Origin of the sequence: Paenibacillus sp. BK720 (assembly GCF_011761545.1) — a bacterium.
Classification (GTDB): Bacteria; Bacillota; Bacilli; order Paenibacillales; family Paenibacillaceae; genus Pristimantibacillus.
Window position 1 is genome coordinate 95,422 of sequence record NZ_JAASRQ010000007.1, and the last position, 21,616, is coordinate 117,037.

Consider the following 21,616-nt stretch of genomic DNA (forward strand, 5'->3'; position numbering starts at 1 on the left):
ACATGTTTACTAAAGTACTGATTGCCAACCGGGGAGCAATTGCGGTTCGAATCGAAAGAACCCTTCGCAACATGGGAATTGCCTCCGTTGCCGTATATACGAAAGCCGACCAAGACAGCCTGCATGTAGACATGGCGGATGAAGCGGTGCTTCTGGGCGAAGGACCGGCTAAGGAGAGCTATCTGAACGCGGATCTTATTCTGCGGATTGCCAAAGACACCGGAGCGCAAGCTATCCATCCGGGTTACGGTTTCCTGAGCGAAAACGCGGATTTCGCCCGCGCATGCCGCGATAACGGCATTGTCTTTATTGGGCCTACTCCAGAGCAAATGGAAGCCTTCGGCCTCAAGCATTCCGCCCGCGAGCTGGCCGAGAAAGCAAGCGTTCCGCTCCTGCCCGGTACTCCTCTTCTGACCGAGCTGGATGAAGCGGTTGCCCATGCAGCCGATATCGGCTATCCAATAATTCTGAAAAGCACGGCAGGCGGCGGCGGAATCGGCATGCGGGTGTGCACGGACGAAGAAGCGCTGCGCGTTGCCTTCGGTAGCGTGCGCCATCTTGCGGAGGCTAACTTCAAGAACGGCGGCATGTTCCTCGAGAAATATATTGCGAAAGCGCGCCATGTGGAGGTACAGATCTTCGGTAACGGCAATGGCGAGGTTGTAGCTCTCGGCGAACGGGACTGCTCGGTGCAGCGCCGCAACCAGAAGGTTGTCGAGGAAAGTCCGGCTCCGCAATTCCCGGAGGAAGTGCGGGCTGAAATTCTTGCCTGCGCGAAGCGCCTTGCGGCCGTGGCCGGTTACCGCAGCGCGGGAACGGTTGAGTTCCTGTACGATCCTTCGAGCTGCAAGTTCTACTTCCTTGAAGTAAATACCCGCCTGCAGGTGGAGCATGGCGTAACCGAGGAAGTGCTTGGTCTTGATCTCGTGGAGTGGATGCTGAAGGAAGCGGCGGGAGAGCTGAACGGATTGGAAGCTCTTGTTCCGGAGTCCAAGGGTCATAGTATTCAGGCCCGCATCTACGCGGAGGATTGCTTGCAAGGCTTCCGTCCAAGCGCGGGTCAGCTGGATCAGGCGTTATTTTCCGGCGAAGCCCGTACGGAAACTTGGGTTCGCGACGGCATTACGGTAACCACGCTGTATGATCCCATGCTCGCTAAAGTAATCGTGCATGGCGAGAACCGCGAGGATGCCATTGCCAAGCTGAAACAGGCTTTAAACGAGACGCGTTTTTATGGCATTACGACGAATCTGCAATATGTTCAGGCGCTTCTCGACGAGAGTCAGTTCCTTGCAGGCGATGTATATACGCAGCTGTTAAACGGCTTTGCCCCGGCAGAGTCCGCGCTTGAAGTGTTGGACGGCGGCGTTCAGACAACGGTTCAAGACTATCCGGGCCGGGTAGGCCACTGGGATGTAGGCGTACCGCCATGCGGACCGATGGATCCGCTTGCCTTTCGGATCGGCAATAAGCTGCTCGGCAACGCGGATCAAGCGAGCGGTCTCGAGCTGACGCTGCGCGGCGGCTCGTATAAATTCCGTGAGAGCATGCTGTTCTGCGTAACCGGTGCTGATATGAAGCCGGCTCTGGATGATGAGGCAATTCCAATGTACACGCCGGTAAGGGCGGAACGCGGACAAGTGCTAAGCTTCGGTGAGTCGGAGGAAGGCCTGCGCACGTACCTCCTGATCGAAGGAGGATTTGACATGCCGCTTATTCTGGGCAGCGCGTCAACGTTTACGCTTGGCGGCTTTGGCGGTCATGGCGGCCGCGCGCTGCGAACCGGCGATGTCCTTGGCGCGAACCGCCAACAAGGAACGACGGAGAGCTTAGTTAAAGCTTCGCTCCCTGCAAAGCTGCAGCCGTCAATTTCCCGCGAGTGGACGATTGGCGTTATTCCGGGGCCGCATTGCACAAGCGAGTTTCTGAAGCCGGAGTATTTGGAGCAGCTTGCGAAAACAAGCTTTGAGGTTCACTTCAACAGCTCGAGAACCGGCGTGCGGCTGATCGGTCCGGCTCCGCTGTGGGAGAGAGAAGACGGCGGGGAAGCGGGCCTTCACCCATCCAATATTCACGATAATGCCTATGCGGTCGGAACGCTCGACTTGACCGGCGATATGCCGATCCTGCTTGGTCCGGACGGACCTAGCCTTGGCGGCTTCGTCTGTCCGGTAACAACGGCTTCGGCTGAGTTCTGGAAGCTGGGCCAGCTTCATCCGGGCGATAAAGTCCGCTTCCAGCTTGTAACGCTGGAAGAAGCGGAGGAGCTTCGCAAGCGGCAGGAGCAACTGCTGGACGCAATTGGGCAAGGGCGTTCCAATGAGCTTCAAGCTGGCGGACTGCCGGCGGCGCATGATGCCTTTTCGCCGGAATATCCGGTTCTGTACCGCGAGGCCGCAGGGCGCAAGTTCCCGATTACCATCCGCTGCAGCGGCGACGAGAATCTGCTTGTCGAGTACGGTTCCCTGGAGCTGGATCTTCTGCTTCGCTTCCAGGTGCATGCCCTTGTAGAAGCGATCCGCGAGAACGGCGTTATTCCGGTGCTTGATCTGACGCCTGGCGTCCGTTCGGTGCAGGTGCATATCGATGCCTCGCGGATGAGCGTCCGCGAAGCGGCCAAACAGCTGCTTGCCATTGACGGCGGCCTGCCGCCGCTCGAATCGATCCGCGTACCGTCCCGTATTGTCCGACTGCCCTTATCGTGGGATGATCCGGCTACGCAGCTCGCGATTGACCGTTACCAGCAAAATGTTCGCCCGGATGCGCCTTGGTGCCCGAGCAATCTGGAGTTTATCCGACGCGTGAACGGCCTTGACAGCATCGATGATGTTCAGCGCATTGTATTTGACGCCAGTTACCTGGTGCTTGGTCTCGGCGACGTCTATCTTGGCGCGCCTCTGGCTACGCCAATCGACCCGCGTCACCGGCTGGTAACAACGAAGTACAATCCGGCCCGCACCTGGACGCCGGAGAATGCCGTCGGCATCGGCGGAGCTTACATGTGCGTGTACGGCATGGAAGGCCCTGGCGGCTACCAGTTTGTTGGCCGTACGATCCAAATGTGGAACAAGCTGCGTTCGACGGAAAGCTTCAAGGCCGGCAGGCCGTGGCTGCTCCGCTTCTTCGACCAGATTCAATTTTACCCGGTTACGGCTGAGGAATTGCTGCAGCTGAGGGAGGATTTCCCGCGCGGCAGGTTCGAAGCGGATATTACGGAAACCACGTTTGACCTTGGCCAATATCTGCAATTCCTGGAATCCATCGAGGAGAGCGCGGATAAGTTCCGGAGCCGGCAGCAAATGGCATTTAATGAAGAAAGAGAGCGCTGGAAGGAGCTTGGACTTGCCGAGTACGTGTCGGAGCAGGATTCCGCGAAGCCGGTCAGCGACGAAGAGCTGCCTTCTGACGTGGATGCCATGAAATGCTCCATGCCGGGCAGCGTTTGGAAGGTGCTTGTAAGTACGGGCGATGCGATCAAGAAAGGCGATGCGCTTATTATCGTAGAATCGATGAAAATGGAGTTCTCGCAAAATGCTCCGTTTGACGGCATTATTCATTCCGTGCATGTTAAGCCGGGGGACGGCGTTAATGCCGGCCAATTGATTGTTGGCATTTCGAAACTAGCGGAAAGAGAGCTGACCCGTATATGAGCGAACTTCAATCGGTATTGACCATTTCCTGGCTTAGAGAGCAATACTTAAAAGGTACGCTAACGCCTTCGCAAGTGATTGAGTCCATTATTGAACGTGCCGAAGCCGATAAAGAAAAGCATATTTGGATAACGCCGCCGTCGCTGGCTTACATCCAGTGTTATCTGGACCAACTGCAGGAGCTGGATCGTGTGCAGCTGCCACTGTGGGGAATCCCGTTTGCGGTAAAAGACAACATCGACGTCGCCGGCATGCCCACAACGGCCGGCTGCGAAGAATATTCGTACCTGCCTTCCGCCCACGCGGCGGTTGTCGAACGACTTATCCAAGCAGGCGCAATCCCGGTCGGCAAAACGAACCTCGACCAGTTCGCAACCGGGCTTGTCGGGACCAGAAGTCCCTACGGCGATACGCATAATTCGCTGCGTCCGGAGCTCATCAGCGGCGGCTCCAGCTCGGGTTCTGCCGTGTCTGTCGCTTTGGGGCATGCGGTATTTTCCCTTGGAACGGATACGGCCGGCTCCGGCCGGGTGCCTGCCGCGCTGAATAATCTGGTTGGTCTGAAACCAAGCGTTGGCGCATGGCCGAGCAAAGGGGTTGTTCCGGCTTGCGAAAGTCTGGATTGCGTGACGGTATTTGCCCATAATCTCGAGGATGCGGAGCTGGTGGACCAAGTTGTCCGGGGCATTCATGCGGATGATCCATGGTCGAAGGAGATACCGGCTGGCAAGCGCAAGCTCCCGGCAAAGCTGCTTCTTCCGGGTGGTCCCTTGACTTTTTATGGACCGTTTGCCGATTCGTACCGCTTGGCTTGGGAGAAATCCGTAAACAAGCTTAAGGCGATCAAGCTTCCGGTTGAATACGTCGATATTCAATTGTTCCAGGCTGCGGCCGCCTTATTATATGAAGGTCCATGGGTAGCCGAGCGCTGGTCGGCGCTGGGAAGCTTCATTGAGGCCCATTCCGGCGTTACGTTTCCGGTAACGGAGAAGGTACTCCGCAGCGCGACTAAGCCGGAATTTGACGCGGCATCCGTGTTCACCGCCTTTCACAAGCTGCAGGGCTATAAGCTGGAAGCCAAAAAGCTGCTTCAAGACGGGGTGCTGATCATGCCGACGGCAGGGGGAACGTGGACTCGCGAGCAAGTCGCGGCTGACCCGGTCAGCACGAATAGCGCGATGGGGCTGTATACGAATCACTGCAACCTGCTGGATCAAAGCGCGCTTGCCGTTCCTTCCGGCGATGCGGCACCGGATTTGCCGTTTGGGATTACGCTGTTTGCGGCATCGGGTGAGGAAGGGATGCTGTTCCGTTTGGCCGAGACTATTCGGACGGCGCGAGAATCTCAGCCATCTACGCTTGTGGCCGTTTGCGGCTTGCATATGCGAGGTTTGCCTCTGGAACGCCAAATGCAGGAGCATGGGGCCGTTTTTATCCGCGAGGACCGGACTTCACCGACTTATAAGCTGATGAAGCTTCAGACGATTCCGCCCAAGCCGGGGCTGCTAAAGCTGCCGCAGGGCGGGGCGTCAATTGAAGTAGAGGTATGGGAGATGCCCATTGCCACGTTCGGAGCCTTCACGGCTGCTATACCGGCGCCGCTTGGGATTGGCAAAGTCGAGCTCGCTGACGGCAGTATCGTACCAGGCTTTATCTGCGAGGCTTACGGAACGGTTGATGGCGAGGACATTACTGCCTATGGAGGCTGGAGAAAAGCGCTTGCCGCCATTGCCGAAGCGAAAGCGAAAGCGGAAGCAACGCTGTAACTCGATTGACTGCAAGAATAGCGAACTATTATAATTTAAGAAGACAGACGCACTTCTCCCTTGACGGAAAGTGCGTTTTCTTTTTCCGGGAGGGGAAAGGCTTGCTATCAACCAAGTTTATATCATTTCCTACCCATCAGGAGTAGGGAAGGAATCGGGCGTGGAGAACCGGCATATTGTAAATAACAACAGCCGCTCTATTGAACAGGTCATAGAGATGAATATCTCTGGCGAACGGTATATACTGTAGGTAGGGCGTGCATAAAGAGGTGGCCAATGAGAGGTCTGGAAGTTATTTATACTTATATGGAGAAGCTTGATCAGTATACTATAGAACAATTACGTTACCGGAAGAAGCCCGGGACCTGGTCCATCGGCCAGGTCTATTCGCATATCAGTGATGTTGCTCTTGAATATCTGGACAATATCAGGCAATGCGAAGAGTCCTGCAGCGAGCAGCCGCTCGGCAAAACGGAAGCAGGGGAGAGATTGTTCGGAGAGGGAGCTTTTCCGCCGGTTAAGATCAAGTTGCCGGAAGGCATGGAGTACAGTCCTAACGACGCGAAAAATAAAGCCGATCATCTTCATGATCTGAATCAATTAATAGATAACATAAGGGCTTGGGATTTGCGGATTGCCGCCATTCCTCCTTCCTATAAGGTGAGACATGGAGGATTTGGCTGGTTGAATGCCAGAGAGTGGCATGATCTGATCGACATGCATACCCGTCATCATTTACGACAAATAAAGGAGATCGAGGAACAATGGAACAAAGTGACAGTCGACAGGTGAGCAGAATATGAAGGGGCTAATCGATCCGGACAGACGTATCGCAGACCTGGTCAAACAGGTCGATCATCGCGTCCTGGCTTTATGGGCGGCAGATTGTGCCGACCGCGCCCGTCCATGCTTCGAAGTTGTCCTCTCCGAGGATAACCGGATGCGGGAGGCTATTCTTGCAGCCCGCGCCTGGTCGCGAGGCGAGCTTCCGATGTCCTCCGCGCGCAAGGCGGCAACTGCCGCGCATACCGCTGCTCGGGATGTCATTGCCGCGAGCAGCGCAGCATCCCGTGCCGCCCGGGCGGCCGGTCATGCGGCCGCAACGGCCCATGTTGCCAGTCATGCGGTGCATGCCGCGTCTTATGCGGCTACGGCCATCCGGGATCTGGCTGATAAAGCGCAAGCCAAGCTTATTGCCGATCAGGAGCGGGAATGGCAATACATGCGCCTCATTGAATTGCTTGAGCAGTTAAGATAAAGGAGTATAAGAACGTGCAAATCGGCGAGATTCAAGAGATTTACCGTTATCCGGTGAAATCGTTTGCGGGCGAGAAGCTTGAGCATTGCGCAATCGAAGAGTACGGCATGCTCGGTGACAGGTTTGCCACCTTTTACGATGAGACGAAGAAGGATTGGCATAAATATATAACGGCAAGGAACATCCCTAATCTATTGAACTATCGGGCGACGTTCCAGGATGGGGAAATCCGGATTACGGGACCGGACGGGCAAGAGTACGGCTGGGATGAACGGCTGCTGGAGGAGGTCCAGGGCCAGACAAAGACAAGGCTGTCGATGTCGGCTATGAAAGAAGCGCATCCCGAGTATCCGCAGCTGCTGTCCGTGGACGGAGCGAGTATTCTGATCATTACGGACAGCTCCTTGAACAAGCTTCAGCAGACTTGGGGCAAGAAGCTTGACGAGCGCCGTTTCCGTGCCAACTTCGTGGTTAAGGTCGCGGACGACTCGATTACCGAAGGAGATTGGATCGGCCGAAGGCTGAAGATTAGCGATGCGCGGCTGCAAGTGGACAGCTTCTGCCAGCGCTGCGTGCTCATTACCATGAATCCGGACACGCAAGTCAAGGATCCTACTTTGCTTCGAAAAGTGAACGAAGAGTTTAACCTGCATTTCGGCGTATACGCTTCTGTCGTCAAGACCGGCACCGTCAAGCAAGGTGATAAGGTGTTTCTGGATTAAATCCTCAATCAAAAATAGACCGCGGACATCCATCCGCGGTCTATTTTTGTTATTGAACGTACCTCCCATGCTCCGGAACGGCCAGGATATCGAAATTGCGCGCCAGATTTTCCAGACTGCTCGCGAGCAAATCTCCCTTTATCGGCATCCCGTGCCCGGTAACGGCAACGGCCGGTTTTAGAGCCTCGAGCTTGCGGACCGATTCGGAAGCCGCCTTCCAATCCGTCGTTAAGTAGCGAGGAGGGCCGCTTACTTCAAGCTCTTGCGTAATGACGCTCCACATCGACTCTTGCTTAACGGTTACGAAAGCATCCCCTGCGAGCAAGGTCCGGTCACTGTCCCTGAAGAAGGATACATGTCCCGGAGAATGCCCGGGGGTAGGAATCCACCGCCATCCCGCCAGATGGGGAACGGAGCCGTCTTCCGGCAGCGTTGCTATATGGAGTCCTAAATCGATAGCATCAACGGGAAAAAATGGGGACAGCTTCGCAACAAGCCCGCTGTCTACCGTAGGGTCAGGCTCCGGATAATTGCGCTGACCGGTGAGATATGGAAGCTCAAGCGGATGGGCGTATACGGGAGCCTTCCAATGGCGAACCAACTCCACAACCGATCCGACATGATCGAAATGTCCATGCGTCAGAAGAATAGCGTCCGGTCTTGCTCCCGGACCAAAGCGTTTTTCTGCTTCGGCGATGATCGTATCGGCAGCATGCGGCATGCCGGCATCGACGAGGACCCAGTTTTTTTGTCCGGGCAGCCCTATAAAACAGACATTCACGATTTGGACGGTCAGACCGTACAAGTCGGGCAGAACCTCCTGGCCCTTACCGCTCTTTATTGAAGTAACCGGGAGGTAATGATAATCCTCGCCGTAAGACATCTCTTCATGCTCTTGCATCGGTATCCCTCGCTTTCCTGATTGCCCGTAATTTGTCCCATTCCCCGGCAAATCATTACCATCGAATGAATTACTTTCTTAAGACGCATGCTATTATCGCTTAAGCCAACTAAAGGAGGTTTCACCTTGTATTTCTACAAACAAGATTTGATTAACATGATTGTACCGGATAAACCGGATCCGGCCGCAGCTAAAGTGCTGCAGGAGGCTTTGGGCGGTCATTACGGCGAGATGCGTACGATGATGCAGTATTTTTTCCAAAGCACGAACTTTAGAGGGAAAGCGACGCAATACCGCGACTTGATTAGAGGCGTGTTCTTGGAGGAAATCAGCCATGTCGAGCTGGTGCAGACAACCATTAATCAACTCTTGACTGGTTCAGGCGAAGAAATTCCGGGTAATGCTGGTGTAGACAATGCTCCGCTTGACGAGGCGGTGAAGCATGCGAACCCGCATCACTTTATTGTTGGCGCACAGGGTTCTTTGCCGGTAGACGCAGGCGGCAATCCCTGGCTTGGCAATTATGTTTATAATCACGGCAACTTAATTGCCGATCTTCTGGACAATCTTCTGCTTGAATCAACGGGCGTACTCCAAAAATCCCGGATCTACGAGATGAGCTCGAATAAAGCCTTCCGGGAAACCTTGGCTTTCCTGATTGTCCGGGATAATGCCCATCAGAATGCGTTTGCCAAGGCTTTGGAAACCTTAGGCGTCAATTGGGGCAATTTATTCCCCGTACCGAATTACGATATTAACAAATATCCGGAATGCCGGAAGTACGTGGAAATGGGCTTTCATAACGCCCAATTCAACTTCCGGTTGGACGAGACGAGAATAGGCGAGATCTTTACCGGAAAATCGCCAAGCCGCAACGGCGGGGATCTGCAAGTTGTGCCTCCGCCAAACGGTTATCCGGTACCATACAATCCCGAGCTGCCAAATGAGCATGCTCCCGGACTGACGGACATGGGCAGGTAGCGGAAAGAACGGAAGGGATCGATCGCATTACGCGGCTGGTCCCTTTTGTAATACGAAAGGATGGAGGAGCCCGCTTGGAAATTTTTATTATCGTACTCGTTATGCTTGTCCTGATTGGCGTTTCCAACGTCATTTACCGCTTTATTCCATTTGTGCCGGTTCCGCTTATACAGATTGCTCTCGGAGCTCTTATTGCCGTTATTCCGATTGGGTTCCATTTGCATCTGGAGCCAGAACTGTTCTTTATCCTGTTCATCGCTCCTCTCTTGTACAACGACGGAAGAAATACTCCGCGCGACGAGCTGTGGAGGCTGAGGGCACCCATTCTGCTGCTGTCCGTGGGGCTGGTGTTTGCAACGGTTGTTGTTGTGGGTTACACGATACACTGGATGATCCCGACGATACCTATTGCAGCCGCTTTTGGTCTCGCGGCTATTCTGTCTCCGACGGATGCGGTTGCCGTAGGCGCCTTGGCCGGCCGGATTCAGCTGCCCAAAAGCTTGATGCGCCTATTGGAAGGCGAAGCCCTGATGAACGATGCTTCCGGCCTCGTTGCCTTCAAATTCGCGATTGCTGCAGCGATGACGGGCGTATTCTCGCTGCACAAAGCAACGTTCAGCTTTATTATGATTGCTGCCGGCGGACTGCTGATCGGGGCCGTGCTGGCGTTTCTCATCATAGGAATCCGGCAGCTGCTTAGAAGGGCGGGACTGGAAGACGAGACGATGCATATGCTGCTGCAGCTCGTTACGCCGTTTCTGCTCTATCTTATCGCGGAGGAGCTTGGCGTATCCGGTATCCTTGCGGCAGTCGCTGGCGGGATCGTCCATGCCATTGAAGATGACCGGGTTGATCACAGCATGCCAAGGATGAAGGCGGTGTCGGTCAATACCTGGTCGGTTATTCTGTTTATTTTGAACGGGCTTGTTTTTGTTATTTTAGGTCTTCAAATCCCGCAGGTCGCCTCGGTGATCTTCAAGGATCCCAATTTTAATAACGGGGTCGTCATCGGTTACGCGATCGTTATTTTCGTCCTGCTGCTGGTGCTTCGGTTCGTCTGGACCTTTCTGTTCACCTGGTTTGGAAAAGATAAGCTCAGACTCAAAGTCATCGTTCTGACGACGGTTTCCGGCGTGCGGGGAGCCGTTACGCTCGCTGGTGCTTTTTCGATTCCGCTTGTGCTGAACAATAGCGATCCGTTCCCTCAAAGAGACTTAATCGTTTTTCTCGCCGCCTTTATTATTCTTTTATCGCTTCTGACGGCCAGCATTCTGCTGCCGCTCATCGCGAAAAAACGGGTTGCCGCCGACGAATCCGAGAAGGCGCATGAGGAGCGGGAATGGCAAATGAAGGTGATGGGGGCTGCTATTCGTCATCTGGAACGGGTAACTCATGAGGCCAACGAGGAGGCGATCGAGTCCGTTATTGCTGAATACCGCAGGATGATTCTGGAGCTGGAGATGATTGAAAATCAGAACCGGCCGCTGCCCCGCCGCCGCCAGCAGGAGCTGGAAATGCGGATGATCGCGCTCGATATCGAGCGGAAATACGTTAACGAGCAGCTCGAGAAAGGTACGATCAGCGAGAAGCATGCGAATTTCTATTATAAGATGCTGGATCAAATCGAGCTGATTTTGGCCAACCGGCTCCATCTATGGCGAATGGTGCTGAAGGGTTTATGGAGCAAAGTGAAAGCAAACTTTACAAGCGCGGGCCGAAAATTGGCGTTCACCGATGCGGATATTGCCACGCTGCGCGGATTAAGACTTCAATGTTCGGAGGCCGTCCTTGAAGAGATGGATGCCAGATGCCAGCCCGACACGAAAGACGATCCCACCGAATGCGTAACGGCGTATTATCATCAGATTATTAAACGGATGAAGGCGATGCCTGTTCATACGAAAAACAAGACGCATGATTTCAACGAAGCGAGGAAAGAGCTGCACTGGGTGGCCATTCAGGCCGAAAGGGACGAGGTTCAGACCTTGTACGAGAAAGGAACCATCGACCGGGAGCTTGCTTCAAATCTGCGGCGGCATATCCGGGACCGCGAGGCGGCTATGTACGAGGAGGATGAAATCGGTTAATCTTAAAGCTGTGCCGTAATTTGCACCGTATACTTTAAGAATTGAAGGAGAGATGCACATCATGACGCAATCCTATCATATTGTTGGCCTGACAGGCAGCTTGCGCAAGGCTTCCCTGAACAAAACGCTGCTGAAAAACGCGGCGGTGTTTCTACCGGAAAATTATACATACACCTACGCCGACCTTGGCGATCTGCCGCTGTACAACCAGGATCTCGAGGAGGATCTGCCGGAATCCGTCAAGCAGTTCGCCGAGCTGTGCAGCTCCGCAGACGGTTTTCTGATCAGTACTCCCGAATACAACGGCCTTATCACGGGCGTTCTCAAGAATGCGCTTGATTGGGTATCCCGGAAAAGTATCGGCGCGCCGCTAGCTGCGAAGCCGGTGGCCGTAATGGGTGCTACAACCGGTCCAAGCGGCACGGCACGCGCGCAAACCAACCTGCGCCAGCTCATTTTCGCCCTCGATATGGATCCGGTGAACCGTCCTGAGCTGAAGCTTGCCCAGGCGCATTTGAAATTTGACGATGACGGCCGGTTAACGGACTTTGCCACCTTGCAGGTGCTGCAGCAATTAGTGGATAAATTCGTCCATAAGGTCGAGCGTTCGAAGGAATAGCGCCAATGAGTACGAACGGGATTTACTTGCGCTTGCTCGAGCTCGGAGATGCCAAGCCGATGCTTGAATTGAAGCTGAGGAACCGCGCATTTTCCCAGCCTTTCGAACCTATTAGAGGGGAAGGGCATTATACGCTCGAAGAACAGGTGAAGGAAATTAGCAACGGTATTTCCGCGGCACAGCGGGAGCAGGCTTATTTTTACGGCGTATTCCTGAGGGAAGGGGACGAGCTGATAGGCCGGATAGCCCTGACGAGCGTATCCCGCGGCGTGTTCCAGAATGCGTATATGGGCTACTTTATCGATCAGGCTCATAACGGTCGCGGTTATGCCACATCAGCCGTATCGGAAGCGGTCAGCAAAGCCTTCGCCGAGCTGCAGCTCCACCGTATTCAGGCTGGCGTAATGCCAAAAAACGAGCGTTCGATCCGCGTCCTCCAAAAAGCCGGCTTTCGGCAAGAAGGCTTGGCTCAGCGTTATCTAAAAATTAACGGTCAATGGGAAGATCATCTCTTATTTGCAATCACGAAAGAAGACTTGACTTAACAAAAAACGGCTGTGCAGTTGTAATCTGCACAGCCGTTCGCTTTTGCTCGTGAATTCCAACGCTATAACTTATTGAAGGAATCCACGAGCAATGGCGATCGCATCCGTAGCAAACAGTCAATTTTCTGATGGAATGCATAATGACCTATGATATAAACTAGTTAAAAATAGATATAAACAGATATATTTGGAGGAGACCGGATGAGGAAAACGTTTAAAAGCAGTTTGGTTTTAATAGGTCTGGCTATCACCGTTCTCGTTATGGCGGCTTGCGGGAACAACGACACGGCGGCTGACAAGAACGCAGCCGGGACCAACGCAGACAGCAGTCATGCCGGCACAACGCAAGTTGAGCTTACGATATCCGCGGCGGCGAGCTTGACGGACGCGCTTATCGAAATCCAAAACATGTACAAAGAGAAAAATCCGAATGTGAAGCTGAATTTCAACTTCGGCGCGTCGGGCGCTCTGCAGCGGCAAATTGAACAAGGTGCTCCGGCAGACCTGTTCCTATCCGCCGCTGCGAAGAACTTGAAGGCACTGGTTGACAAGCAGCTTATCGATACGGATAAGCAAACGAATTTGCTCAGCAATGAGCTTGTTGTCGTAGTTCCGGCTGATGGCGGCGCAGCTCTTGCAACGGAAGCCGATCTAACCAATGCGGAAGTGAAGCATGTTGCGATCGGTATTCCGGAGAGCGTTCCTGCCGGCAATTACGCGAAAGAGTCGTTAACGAATGCAAAGCTGTGGGATTCGCTGCAATCCAAAGCCGTGCAGGGCAAGGACGTTAGGCAAGTGCTTCAATATGTAGAGACGGGCAACGCGGATGCAGGCTTTGTGTATAAGACCGATGCCTTAACCTCGGATAAAGTAAAAATCGCGTTTACCGTAGATCCGGCAACCTACATGGCTATCCAGTATCCGGTGGGAATCGTGAAAGCAACGAAGCACGGCAAGGAAGCGGAAGATTTCTATACCTATTTGCAAACGCAGGAAGCGCTTGACGTGTTTTTGAAATTCGGCTTCTCCGTACCTGCAAAACAAGGAGCTTAACAAAAGAACGGGCAAACTTCTCTTTTTGGTTTATTTTACATGCGGCGGCAATGAGATTACACTGGTAACTAGCGAGAAGAGGAGGTAGTCATGCGTAAAATTGTTGCTGCCGCATTTATTTTGTTTACTCTGGCGATTATGGTCTTATCCCATAAGAGTGACGAGGGCTTTCGGATTACGGTCCACAATCAACTGGAGGAGGACATTTCCCAGCTGGTTCTTGTTTTTCCCAACGGTACGCAAACCTTCGGGTTGAAGGCTCATTCGGAGCAAAAACTCCATGTCCTACCCCAAAATTTCGGTGAGGGCTCCATAACGCTAAGGTATGAGGATGAGCTTACGAAACAGGAAATCACGATTTTTGGCTACATCGAAAATAATTATAGAGGAAAAGCCGACGTCACGATTGATTCGATAGCGGATAACGGTGCGCTGCAGGTCAAGGTGAAAACAGATAACCAACTTTATTAAGCTGATGACTATATTAAGAAGCCGCGATCTCGGATCGCGGTTTTTTTTGGTTAATTTTCAGGAAGATTATGCAAACTAAGTTTTATTCTATCCTTGTCAGGAGAGGAGGATGCGCGGATGACCTTTTCTAAAGCATTGCGAAACATGATCATAAAAGAATCGGCGAGCAATCAGGATAAGCAGCCTCCGCCCGAGCAGAACTCCCAGCCGCCGACGCTCGCGCACACGATGGACGAGTTTATAGACTGCAGCGATATTACGCACCGTGCGTTTCCGGATCACCGTGTTGATCTTGTTTATTTCGATCAGCTGACGGATAAGGATAAGCTCAGCCGGCATATTTTGTCTCCGTTGCTAAGCGGAAGCGATGAGGATGTCGCTAAGATGCTCGCGCACTTGCAATCCTTTAAAACAACCAGCAGCAAAACGCTGATTCTGGATGTCTTATCCGGCGGCATTGCCATCTTTCACGGTCCGGATGCTTATGTATTCAATGTCTATAGCCCGGAAGCGAGGGCAATTAGTCAATCGGAGACGGAAACGGTCATTACAGGCCCTCACGATGCATTCACCGAGCAAATCAATACAAGCCTTGCGATGATTCGCTCCAGGCTGAAGAGCTCGCATCTCAAGGTGATTAAGCTCTCCGTTGGCGAGGTTTCCAAGACGGACGTGTATCTGCTCTACGTGAAGGATATCGTTAATATGAAGTTTGTCGAAGAGGCGAAGAAGCGCATTCAGCAAATCGAGGTTGATGCCATTCTTGATACGAATATGCTCATTCAATACTTGGACGACAACAAATATTCGATTTTCCCGCAGTATCTGACTTCCGAGCGTCCCGACGCGATTGTCTCGAAGCTGGTGGCCGGACGGGTAGCGGGAATCGTGGACGGAAGCCCGTCCGTCATGACCCTGCCTACCTCGTTTTTCGAGTTTTTCTCTTCGTCGGACGATTACTATCAGCGGTGGATACTGGGCAGCGCCATCAGACTGCTTCGCTTCGTCGCGTTTGTTATTACGATCAGCTTTACCGCGTTGTATGTATCGGTTACGACGTTTCATTACGAGATGATTCCGGAAAACTTGCTCATGACGTTAACGGAATCCCGGAGCAGGGTGCCTTTCCCGCCATTGTATGAGGCTTTGTTAATGGAAGTAACCATTGAGCTGCTTCGCGAAGCGGGAGCCAGACTTCCGACCAAAATCGGACAGACGATTGGCATCGTAGGCGGTATCGTTATCGGACAGGCGGCCGTGCAGGCGGGGCTGACCAGTAACATTCTTATCATTGCCGTTGCTTCCTCCGCCATTGCGTCTTTCGTGATTCCGAGTTATGTGATGAGTGCTTCGATTCGGTTAATCCGGTTTGGACTCATCATGCTGGCAGGCTTCTTAGGCAATCTGGGACTGGTGTTTGGCATCGCGGCTATCGTCATTCACTTGAGCGGCTTAACCAGCATGGGGACGTCATATCTGAATCCGGTTGCCCCGTTTAAGCCAAAAGATTGGAAGGACATTTTTATTCGTGCTCCCTTCACAGCCTTGCGGGAAAGACCTTCGCAAAGCTCTTCCCCGAATATGGTGCGAAATAAAACCAAGGAGTGACCATATGAATACGGAGACGAAGGAAAAGCTCTCCCCATTCCATACCACCATCCTCGTCCATATGATTCAAACGGGTGTCATGGCGTTAATTCTTCCGCAGCTGCTCGCGGAGACCTTCGGCACTAACGGCTGGATTACGATGCTGGGGTTTGGTCTTATCGCCACCATAAATATTTTATTGATTGCGGCGGTATACAAGCTGGGGAAAGGGCGATCAATATTTCAAATCCTGGAGCAGTCGATTCCCAAATTTATGCTGGTACCCGTTTATTTGGCTTTGGCTTTGGTATGGATCATGCTTGGCTGCATGGCGGGGAAGGAATATATTCTTATTTTCCAGATGTATGCCTTCCCGACTACGGATCCGATGGAATTCAACTTCATCATGGATCTCCTGGTCTTCTGGCTGCTAACAAAAGGCTTATACAATATTACGAAAGCCTCAACGGTATTTTTTTGGCTGTTTGTGTGGATGTTCTTTCTTCTGTTCTTTTTCTATACGGATTTCAACTGGTCTAGGCTTACGCCATACTTATTCAAAGGAGGGCATTTCACTTATTTTGAAGGTCTGGATATTTTTTCGTCGCTTCTTGGTTACGAGGTTGTCCTTCTCATGTTTGCCTATACGAACCAGAAGACAAAGTTCGTAAAATCGGTCCTCATAGGCAATGGCATGACCACCATGACTTATACCTATCTCTCGATCGTTACTTTCGGGGTATATAGTCTCGAGCAATTGAAGAACAAGGCATTTCCCGTGCTTGAAATGTTAGCCTATATCCGTTTTCCGTTTATGGAGCGGATGGAGAATTTGCTGTACGGGTTTGTATTGTTTACCGTCTTATTCTCGATCCTGATGTACGAATGGTGCGCTCTGGAGGTACTGAAGCAAATTTTCCCGAAATTGAAAGCAAACTTCCTTGCTTTTATAGTCATGTTGACATGCTTTCTGATCGCTTATATTCCGGAGACGCTAAACGAGGTTGGGGATTGGCTAAGCACGCTGAGCATGATCGAATGCGGAATCGCATTTGGTCTGCCCATTCTGTTATTGGTCGTTCTTATGTTTCAGAATATGGGGAGAAGTGCCGCTCATGAATAAATTACTGATAAGCTTGCTGGCGATATTGATGCTTGTCGTTCTTCCCGGATGCGATTACCGGATATTGGAGCGCATTGGTTTTACCTATGCGGCCAGTTATGATACGGCTCCGGAGAACCAGGTGGAAATTACCGTCAGTATACCAAGAGCCGAACCGACGATAAAAGTGAAAAGGGAAGTCCATTCCGCAATCGGAAAAAGCTCAAAGGACGCGAGAGTTAAATTTGCCAACGAAACCGATCTGCTGCTTGTTAACGGACAAATCCGCGTACTGCTTTATTCCGAGGCGCTTGCTCGCAAAGACCTGTCGAATGAGATAAACAGCATATTAAGGGACACCTCCATTTCCCCCTTAGTCAAGATCACTTTGGTAAACGGGAACGCGAAGGAAATGCTGATCAAGAATTACAAGCAGCATTTGTCTACAGACAAATACATCAATCGGCTGCTGGAGAAATCGAGCAGCAACAACCGCATTCCGAAAACAACGCTATACGAGTTTGAGCGGGATTATTATGAGGACGGAATCGATCCGGTCGCGCCTATTCTGAAGGAAACGGGCGAAGATATTACGGTTGATGGCATTGCTTTATTTCAGGATTACAAATATATCGCCAAAATTCCGAATCGCGATGCCTTGTTGTTTTCCATTTTGAAGGGGAAATTCAAGAAAGGGGACATGAGCTTGGACTTGAGCAACGGCGAAGACGGGCGTTCGCCGGAATATATCATGTTCACTTCCGTTCTCAGCAACCGCAAGGTACATGTTGAACGCAAAGCCGGCGGCAAGATGCACGTTACGATCAAGGCCTATTTCAAAGGCTCTGTTCATGAATACATCGGGAACAAAAAACTTAGCATCGACGCTCAGAGACATGAGGTGGAACGTAAAGTTTCGGAGATAATGTCCGAAAGCGCGAATCGGCTGGTGAAGCAGCTGCAGCAGCACAAGGTGGACAGCCTTGGCATCGGCATTCACGTCCGAAACAGCATGTCATACGAAGCGTGGAAGAAGCTGGATTGGCGCGAGGAGTATCCCAAAGTCGAGATTGAATGCAAGCTTCAATTCAAAGCGAAGGATTACGGGAAAATCAGGTAAATAAAAAAGCCCGCTTCAGGCACCGGCCTTAAGCGGGCTCTTGTGTCTTATTGCATCGAACGGTATGGCGAGTTCATGCCTTCGTTGTTGGAGTTGAAGTTCGAATTCGTATACGAATGCTGCGATGCATAACCCGTGTTGTAGGACGGAGTATGGGTGTTAAAGGATTGCGAAACGGAGGAGTTGAATTGCGTATGAATCATGCTCTCCACTTGTTTGCAAATCTGCGATACTTGTTGTAACTGCTGGATAGCCGTTTGATGACCTTGAAGAGCGGTCTGAATGATTTGGGCTGCTTTTTGCTCGCGGGCCGCAAGTTCTTGAAGACGCTGCGCGTTTTGCTGCTCTTGCTGAAGCAGCATCGAATAATTTTGGCTGGCTTGCTGCGTTTGGTTAACCAGCTGTTGAATCATTTGCTCGCATTGATGAAGGGACTGGCTTGCTTGATTGTTGTTTGCGAATTGCATGGATTAATTCCTCCTTTGGTTTGACGAACACGTATAGAGTCCCAAGCAACTCAATTACTATTCAATTATTTTTCTCCGTCATAAACTGCGCGGCAGAGGACATTCTAATAAGCGGTGCTCAACTTAATCCCGACTGATTTACTTGGAGGATGTAATGGAGAAGAAGAAAAAATTAGATTTGGCTTCCATCGCAACTATTCCTTTAACGATGACCTTGGCGAATTCCATTTTGATTCCAGTCCTTCCTTCCATGCAGAAAGCGATGGGAATAACCGCGGTACAATCCAGTTTGCTAATTACGGCTTATGCGGCTGTAGCCATCATATTTATTCCGATTGCCGGATATTTGTCAGACCGCATAGGCCGGAAAAAAGTAATTCTGCCCGGGCTGCTGCTTGTTGCGGCCGCCGGCGCTTTTTGCGGCTTTGCCGCTATTTCGTTCGATAAACCGTATGCTCTTGTTATGACGGGGAGGTTATTTCAGGGGTTGGGAGCGGCAGGCTGCTTCCCGGTCGTGCTTCCGCTTGTCGGGGACTTATTCAAGAAGGAAGAGGATGTAAGCAACGGACTTGGCCTTGTCGAAACGGCAAATACGTTTGGGAAAGTACTTGCCCCGATTATAGGGTCGGCTTTGGCCATGTGGACGTGGTATATGCCATTTTGGTTCATTCCGGTATTCAGCCTGATTTCCTTTCTTTTAGTTGCCATATGGGTTAAAGCTCCGAAGGATAAAAAACCGGCTGTTCCTTTTGGCCAGTTCGTGCGGAATGTCATTTCCTTGTTCCATGAAAAGGGAAGATGGATTTGGGGCGTATACGTGGCGGGCGGAATCAATATGTTTGCGATATTCGCTTCCTTGTTTTATTTATCCGAGATTTTGGAGGAACGGGGGAGTCACGGCTTTCTCAAGGGCTGTCTCGTTGCTATTCCGCTTGCAGCCCTCTGTTCCACCTCATGGGCGATCGGCAAATGGATCGGTCAGAACAAGAAGCTGATGAAATGGATTAGCGTCATTGGGTTCATTGAAGCGGCAGGCAGCTTTATTTTTTTGGCATTTGGAGGAAGGGACTCGATATGGTTCATTATTATCATCCTCTTCGCGGGTTCCATTGGCCTTGGAGCGGCATTGCCAAGCCTTGATGCCCTGCTGACGGAAGGAATTGAGAAGGAGCAGCGCGGCACGATCACCTCCATATACAGCAGTATCCGGTTTCTTGGCGTTGCGGCAGGCCCTCCCTTAGCCGCGTTGCTTATCGCGCATACGAAATCCTCCTTATTCTGGCTGTTAACCGCATGCTGCGTTGCCGCCGCGCTTATCGCTCTATTTACAATCAAGCCAAAGCAAGGTTAAACGTTATATCCGGGCGGTTCCCTTCATACCATCTATAGGAATGAAGCGGAGGAGGGATCAGCGATTGGCCAAGTCTGAATGGTATGAGCATCGCTTCTGGCTGCAAATTTTGGGCGATCATGGCAGGTTTATTTTAAATACCCTGTCGCCGGTAGAGAGCAATGATATCAAGCTTGCCAACTATTTTATAACGGCTTTTGACCAGCTGCTCGAGTATGCAAGACAATCTTCATCGGAGACGGATTGTTTGTCCATTAGCAGGCAAGCGCTTGATTTAACGATCGAAATGCGGTCTTTTAAGCTGAATTTGCTGGAAAGAGCCTTGTTTGGGAAAGTAAAGATTATGCTGACTCCGACTTTTCTCAACCATATGGTGAATGAGCTGGAGGAGTATCTTCGAATTTTGAAGGAGCTTGCCGCCGGCAAGCCGGTACCTGTGTTTGATGCTCTTCATCATGATTTCTTGTGGCTGCCCGATGCAGCAGGGCATGCCGCTTCGATCGGCAGCGACCTCGATTTTGTCGAGAAGCCGATGATCAAGCGGACGCAGCTATTCGAAGTACGGTTTAATGAGCTTTATTTAAAAAGCGTGGAAATGGCAGGTTACATGAGGACGGAATTGAAGGATTTTCCCGTCTTCAGGCGGCTCCATAAAGAAGTGGATGTGGAGATGAAGCTGTTTGTCGCCTTTCTGAAGGAGCTGGAGGAGCTGGAAGTTACGGATGAGGTGCTTGACCGGATCAGTCCGTTAATGCCCGATCATATGATGCGGGAAGAATGCTATTATCTTACGAAGCTGGCCCAGCTGGGGCTGGTTCCAAGCCCGAATTGCCAAGCGGATAAGCCGCGTGTGCAGCCCTGACGAAGCAATGACTATCTCCTGACGAGATAGTCGTTTTTTTATGGGGAATGAAACATTGGGAAACCGAGATTCGTTCAAGGATCTCTGTCAGCGCATCGTACGCGTCCAAGTCGTTCCCATGGTCCAATGTAACCAATCCTGCGTATTATCCGGTAATAGAGGTTGCTGATCTGAATGAGGACGGCGATAATGAAATTATCGTTGTTTTGACCAAAGGCTATGGAACAGGCGATCATGCGCAGGAGATTCATATCTTAAGCGAAAATGATCTCAAAGAGTTAATGATTGAGGATCCCTTTTATTACATAGTCAAGAACTCTCATTCAAGTATTCAGAGCTAGGAGTTGAAGCTTGTGTTTCTAAGAAGCGTGGAGATCAGCCGGGACGAGGACATAAACAAGCGGGAATATCCCTTCACGATACCGGCAATCCGGTCGATGGAAAGGCTGCATTTCCGTTCAAACGTAACGTTTCTGGTTGGGGAGAACGGATCGGGCAAATCCACCTTGCTTGAGGCGATTGCCTATCAATGCGGCTTCCATACGGCAGGAGGCGGCAGGAATAACGCTTATGAAGTAGAGGCATCTTCGGCGATACTGGGCAACGCTATAAGGCTAGCCTGGATGCCCAAGGTGACGAACGGTTTTTTTCTGCGCGCCGAAACCTTTTATCACTTTGCTTCTTATATCGACACTCTTGATCCCGATGTGTTACGCAATTACGGCGGCCGTTCCTTGCACCAGCAATCGCACGGGGAAGCTTTCCTGTCGCTGTTCAAGCACCGGTTCGGCAAAAAAGCGATCTATCTCCTCGATGAGCCCGAGGCGGCGTTATCGCCGGCCAGGCAGCTTGCGCTTATGCGCGTTATTAAAGATTTATCGGAGGAGGCCCAGTTCATCATCGCAACGCATTCTCCGATTCTTCTGGGGTATCCGGAAGCGCAAATTTATAATTTCGATGAACAGCCCGTTGAGGAAATCGCATATGAAGATACGCTGCACTATATTGTGACGCGCAGATTTCTCGAGAACCGGAAGACGGTGCTCAAAGAATTGTTTGAAGACTGATTCAAGG

At 51.6% G+C, this 21,616-nt stretch carries 20 protein-coding genes; 18 read left to right on the forward strand and 2 right to left on the reverse strand.

The genetic code is table 11. The annotated features are described in order from the left end of the window. Positions 1-2 precede the first annotated feature (2 nt). The 5 genes from uca to FHT67_RS30555 all read left to right on the forward strand — a co-directional run bounded on the left by uca (position 3) and on the right by FHT67_RS30555 (position 7,396). Positions 3-3,650, forward strand: a complete 3,648-nt coding sequence (gene uca, locus FHT67_RS24810) for an urea carboxylase (protein ID WP_167201649.1) — start codon at positions 3-5, stop codon at positions 3,648-3,650. Continuing rightward, a complete protein-coding gene (gene atzF, locus FHT67_RS24815; RefSeq protein ID WP_167201650.1) occupies positions 3,647-5,416 on the forward strand; it encodes an allophanate hydrolase in 1,770 nt (589 codons plus the stop codon). Before uca ends, atzF begins: the two co-directional genes overlap by 4 nt. 276 nt (positions 5,417-5,692) lie before the next feature. Then, positions 5,693-6,208 carry a DinB family protein gene (locus FHT67_RS24820; protein WP_167201651.1) on the forward strand — a complete coding sequence of 172 codons (516 nt, stop codon included), beginning with the start codon at positions 5,693-5,695 and terminating at the stop codon, positions 6,206-6,208. A 7-nt stretch (positions 6,209-6,215) separates the two neighbouring features. After that, positions 6,216-6,674: a putative immunity protein gene (locus FHT67_RS24825; protein ID WP_132309144.1), complete on the forward strand. Its 459-nt coding sequence runs from the start codon at positions 6,216-6,218 to the stop codon at positions 6,672-6,674. 14 nt (positions 6,675-6,688) lie between these two features. Beyond that, the gene (locus FHT67_RS30555; protein ID WP_167201652.1) at positions 6,689-7,396 is read left to right on the forward strand and encodes an MOSC domain-containing protein; all 708 of its coding nucleotides are present in this window, start codon (positions 6,689-6,691) and stop codon (positions 7,394-7,396) included. Positions 7,397-7,445: 49 nt separating this feature from the next. Here FHT67_RS30555 and FHT67_RS24835 read toward each other — a convergent pair whose 3' ends face one another. Continuing rightward, positions 7,446-8,297: an MBL fold metallo-hydrolase gene (locus FHT67_RS24835; protein ID WP_243867464.1), complete on the reverse strand. Its 852-nt coding sequence runs from the start codon at positions 8,295-8,297 to the stop codon at positions 7,446-7,448. An 87-nt stretch (positions 8,298-8,384) separates the two neighbouring features. Here FHT67_RS24835 and FHT67_RS24840 point away from each other — a divergent pair, with 87 nt between their 5' ends. From FHT67_RS24840 to FHT67_RS24880, 9 genes are all read left to right on the forward strand, one after another. Further along, a complete protein-coding gene (locus FHT67_RS24840) occupies positions 8,385-9,278 on the forward strand; it encodes a manganese catalase family protein (protein ID WP_481856080.1) in 894 nt (297 codons plus the stop codon). A gap of 74 nt (positions 9,279-9,352) precedes the next feature. After that, on the forward strand, positions 9,353-11,365 hold the full coding sequence (locus tag FHT67_RS24845; protein WP_132309150.1) for a Na+/H+ antiporter: 2,013 nt from the start codon (positions 9,353-9,355) through the stop codon (positions 11,363-11,365). Positions 11,366-11,426: 61 nt separating this feature from the next. Further along, positions 11,427-11,984 carry an NADPH-dependent FMN reductase gene (locus FHT67_RS24850; protein ID WP_167201653.1) on the forward strand — a complete coding sequence of 186 codons (558 nt, stop codon included), beginning with the start codon at positions 11,427-11,429 and terminating at the stop codon, positions 11,982-11,984. A 5-nt stretch (positions 11,985-11,989) separates the two neighbouring features. Then, positions 11,990-12,529, forward strand: a complete 540-nt coding sequence (locus FHT67_RS24855) for a GNAT family N-acetyltransferase (RefSeq protein WP_132309154.1) — start codon at positions 11,990-11,992, stop codon at positions 12,527-12,529. 201 nt (positions 12,530-12,730) lie between these two features. Then, positions 12,731-13,582: a molybdate ABC transporter substrate-binding protein gene (gene modA / locus FHT67_RS24860; RefSeq protein WP_167201654.1), complete on the forward strand. Its 852-nt coding sequence runs from the start codon at positions 12,731-12,733 to the stop codon at positions 13,580-13,582. A 90-nt stretch (positions 13,583-13,672) separates the two neighbouring features. After that, positions 13,673-14,053: a hypothetical protein gene (locus tag FHT67_RS24865; protein ID WP_167201655.1), complete on the forward strand. Its 381-nt coding sequence runs from the start codon at positions 13,673-13,675 to the stop codon at positions 14,051-14,053. 117 nt (positions 14,054-14,170) lie between these two features. Then, positions 14,171-15,661: a spore germination protein gene (locus tag FHT67_RS24870; RefSeq protein ID WP_167201656.1), complete on the forward strand. Its 1,491-nt coding sequence runs from the start codon at positions 14,171-14,173 to the stop codon at positions 15,659-15,661. 4 nt (positions 15,662-15,665) lie between these two features. Next, on the forward strand, positions 15,666-16,763 hold the full coding sequence (locus FHT67_RS24875; protein ID WP_167201657.1) for a GerAB/ArcD/ProY family transporter: 1,098 nt from the start codon (positions 15,666-15,668) through the stop codon (positions 16,761-16,763). Next, positions 16,756-17,862 carry a Ger(x)C family spore germination protein gene (locus FHT67_RS24880; RefSeq protein ID WP_167201658.1) on the forward strand — a complete coding sequence of 369 codons (1,107 nt, stop codon included), beginning with the start codon at positions 16,756-16,758 and terminating at the stop codon, positions 17,860-17,862. Before FHT67_RS24875 ends, FHT67_RS24880 begins: the two co-directional genes overlap by 8 nt. A gap of 47 nt (positions 17,863-17,909) precedes the next feature. Here FHT67_RS24880 and FHT67_RS30560 read toward each other — a convergent pair whose 3' ends face one another. Next, positions 17,910-18,329 carry a hypothetical protein gene (locus FHT67_RS30560; protein WP_167201659.1) on the reverse strand — a complete coding sequence of 140 codons (420 nt, stop codon included), beginning with the start codon at positions 18,327-18,329 and terminating at the stop codon, positions 17,910-17,912. A gap of 154 nt (positions 18,330-18,483) precedes the next feature. Here FHT67_RS30560 and FHT67_RS24890 point away from each other — a divergent pair, with 154 nt between their 5' ends. The 4 genes from FHT67_RS24890 (at position 18,484) to FHT67_RS24905 (ending at position 21,609) form a co-directional block, all read left to right on the forward strand. Continuing rightward, on the forward strand, positions 18,484-19,680 hold the full coding sequence (locus FHT67_RS24890) for an MFS transporter (protein ID WP_167201660.1): 1,197 nt from the start codon (positions 18,484-18,486) through the stop codon (positions 19,678-19,680). Between the two features lie 64 nt (positions 19,681-19,744). Continuing rightward, positions 19,745-20,542, forward strand: coding sequence for a DUF2935 domain-containing protein (locus tag FHT67_RS24895; RefSeq protein WP_208403535.1), 798 nt, complete (start codon positions 19,745-19,747; stop codon positions 20,540-20,542). Positions 20,543-20,589: 47 nt separating this feature from the next. After that, the gene (locus FHT67_RS24900; protein ID WP_167201662.1) at positions 20,590-20,883 is read left to right on the forward strand and encodes a hypothetical protein; all 294 of its coding nucleotides are present in this window, start codon (positions 20,590-20,592) and stop codon (positions 20,881-20,883) included. A 12-nt stretch (positions 20,884-20,895) separates the two neighbouring features. After that, entirely contained in the window at positions 20,896-21,609 is a 714-nt protein-coding gene (locus FHT67_RS24905; RefSeq protein ID WP_167201663.1) for an AAA family ATPase, read from the forward strand. The last annotated feature ends 7 nt before the right edge of the window (positions 21,610-21,616 follow it).

Coding starts and splice junctions, on each gene's coding strand:
- uca (WP_167201649.1), top strand. CDS start 3: ATGTTTACTAAAGTACTGATTGCCAACCGGGGAGCAATTGCGGTTCGA.
- atzF (WP_167201650.1), top strand. CDS start 3,647: ATGAGCGAACTTCAATCGGTATTGACCATTTCCTGGCTTAGAGAGCAA.
- FHT67_RS24820 (WP_167201651.1), top strand. CDS start 5,693: ATGAGAGGTCTGGAAGTTATTTATACTTATATGGAGAAGCTTGATCAG.
- FHT67_RS24825 (WP_132309144.1), top strand. CDS start 6,216: ATGAAGGGGCTAATCGATCCGGACAGACGTATCGCAGACCTGGTCAAA.
- FHT67_RS24835 (WP_243867464.1), bottom strand. CDS start 8,297: ATGCAAGAGCATGAAGAGATGTCTTACGGCGAGGATTATCATTACCTC.
- FHT67_RS24840 (WP_481856080.1), top strand. CDS start 8,385: ATGCTATTATCGCTTAAGCCAACTAAAGGAGGTTTCACCTTGTATTTC.
- FHT67_RS24850 (WP_167201653.1), top strand. CDS start 11,427: ATGACGCAATCCTATCATATTGTTGGCCTGACAGGCAGCTTGCGCAAG.
- FHT67_RS24855 (WP_132309154.1), top strand. CDS start 11,990: ATGAGTACGAACGGGATTTACTTGCGCTTGCTCGAGCTCGGAGATGCC.
- modA (WP_167201654.1), top strand. CDS start 12,731: ATGAGGAAAACGTTTAAAAGCAGTTTGGTTTTAATAGGTCTGGCTATC.
- FHT67_RS24865 (WP_167201655.1), top strand. CDS start 13,673: ATGCGTAAAATTGTTGCTGCCGCATTTATTTTGTTTACTCTGGCGATT.
- FHT67_RS24870 (WP_167201656.1), top strand. CDS start 14,171: ATGACCTTTTCTAAAGCATTGCGAAACATGATCATAAAAGAATCGGCG.
- FHT67_RS24875 (WP_167201657.1), top strand. CDS start 15,666: ATGAATACGGAGACGAAGGAAAAGCTCTCCCCATTCCATACCACCATC.
- FHT67_RS24880 (WP_167201658.1), top strand. CDS start 16,756: ATGAATAAATTACTGATAAGCTTGCTGGCGATATTGATGCTTGTCGTT.
- FHT67_RS30560 (WP_167201659.1), bottom strand. CDS start 18,329: ATGCAATTCGCAAACAACAATCAAGCAAGCCAGTCCCTTCATCAATGC.
- FHT67_RS24890 (WP_167201660.1), top strand. CDS start 18,484: ATGGAGAAGAAGAAAAAATTAGATTTGGCTTCCATCGCAACTATTCCT.
- FHT67_RS24900 (WP_167201662.1), top strand. CDS start 20,590: ATGAAACATTGGGAAACCGAGATTCGTTCAAGGATCTCTGTCAGCGCA.